The 1,821-nt window shown below is 62.5% G+C and carries 1 pseudogene; it reads left to right on the top strand.

The window, feature by feature from the left end:
- Window positions 1-57: 57 nt before the first annotated feature.
- Window positions 58-1,749 (top strand): annotated as a pseudogene (locus AX692_RS00900) (strawberry notch family protein); the annotation flags it as partial.
- Window positions 1,750-1,821: the final 72 nt, after the last annotated feature.

The raw sequence follows: 1,821 nt of genomic DNA, 5'->3' as shown, positions 1-1,821 counted from the left end.
CCATGGCGGCCTGATGATCAACCGCCCGGCCGCACACGGAAATCCTGACAGTCCCGCGTGTTCGCACCGCACGGCACTTCGGTTGAAACCCGGCTGACCGTTATCGACAAGGTTCCCGCAGACAATCCAGCACAATTTCCGGCATCGCGAGGCATGGCTCCCGATCTTGCGACCTTGCTGCGCTGGTTGGCCGACAGCCTCCCGCCACGTCAGCCCATCGCCGCATCAGCTCTTCAGCCACTGGTAGCTGCCCGCAATTCACAAGCGATCAAAGCCAGCCCAAGGCCTAGACTGGCTACAGCCCCGATCCCTGCAATATGTGGCGTGCCGCTCGACTATGATGTGATCGACTGGTGTCCTCCAACCGACGGCACGCTCTCCGAATCGCTCTATGAGCCCTACTCGCTCCAATCGATCCGCATCGCTGGCGCGCAGCCGCATCCGACACGACTGGTGCAATCAGCCGCGATGTCCTCGGTCGCGCCGCCCAAGCCGAGCTATCGCCCGCATCTGCCCGCTGGTCTCGTCGAACAGGGGCTGCTGTCGGATGCCCAGCTGGAATCGGTCATCTATGCGGGCGAAGCCCATGCTGACCATCTCGCCGGCAGCTGGTCCGTTAATGCGACCTGGGACAAGGTCGAAGCTGCGCCCGATGACTGCGACACGGCCATCCGGTTCCGCAAGGGCTGGTTCCTCGGCGATGGTACCGGCGCTGGCAAAGGGCGTCAGGTCGCAGGCATATTGCTCGACAATTGGCTCAAGGGCCGAACGCGCGCGATCTGGATTTCGAAATCCGACAAGCTGCTCGAAGATGCGCAGCGCGACTGGAAGGCTCTGGGGCAAGAGCCCTTGCTGGTCACGCCGCTCGCCCGCTTCCGCCAGGGCACGCCGATCCGGCTCGAGCAAGGCATCCTTTTTACAACCTATGCCACGCTACGCTCCGACGCGCGCGAAAACCGGGTTTCCCGGGTGCAGCAGATCGTCGACTGGCTGGGGACCGACTTTGACGGGGTCATTGTTTTCGACGAGAGCCATGCCATGCAGAATGCCGGTGGCGGCAAATCCGAACGGGGCGATTCCGCCCCCTCGCAGCAGGGACGTGCTGGACTGCGCCTGCAGCATGCACTGCCCAATGCCCGGATTGTTTATGTCTCTGCAACCGGGGCGACCACGGTCGAGAACCTTGCCTATGCTCAGCGGCTCGGCCTGTGGGGCGGCGCTGACTTTCCCTTCGACAAACGCACCGATTTCGTCGCGGCCATCGAAGCGGGCGGGGTCGCAGCGATGGAGGTGCTCGCCCGCGACCTGAAAGCTCTCGGTCTCTATGCAGCCCGTTCGCTGTCGTACGAAGGCATCGAATATGAGCTGCTCGAGCACCAGCTCACCGCTGACCAGGTTCGCATCTACGATGCCTATGCCGGGGCGTTTCAGGTCATCCACAACAACTTGGACGCAGCGCTGGAGGCCGCCAACGTCACGAGCAGCGAGGGCACGCTCAACGCACAGGCGAAGTCAGCAGCCCGTTCGGCGTTTGAATCCGCCAAGCAGCGCTTCTTCAATCATCTCATTACGGCGATGAAAACGCCAACGCTGATCGCCGCGATCGAGCAGGGCCTCGCCGATGGCCACGCCGCTGTGGTGCAGATCGTCTCGACGGGGGAAGCGCTGCTGTCGCGCCGCCTCGCCGACATCGATCCGGGCGAGTGGAACGACATTCAGGTCGATATCACACCACGCGAATATGTTTAATGTGGAGCTCCACATTACACGTATTCTTTGCAGTCGCAGTTTATGTCGAGCGTGGCGGCGAGAGACGCAGGT

The organism is Erythrobacter donghaensis (assembly GCF_001557325.1).
GTDB lineage: Bacteria > Pseudomonadota > Alphaproteobacteria > Sphingomonadales > Sphingomonadaceae > Erythrobacter > Erythrobacter donghaensis_B.
The sequence above is the reverse complement of the archived record's forward strand: the minus strand, read 5'-3'. Positions and strand labels throughout refer to the sequence as shown.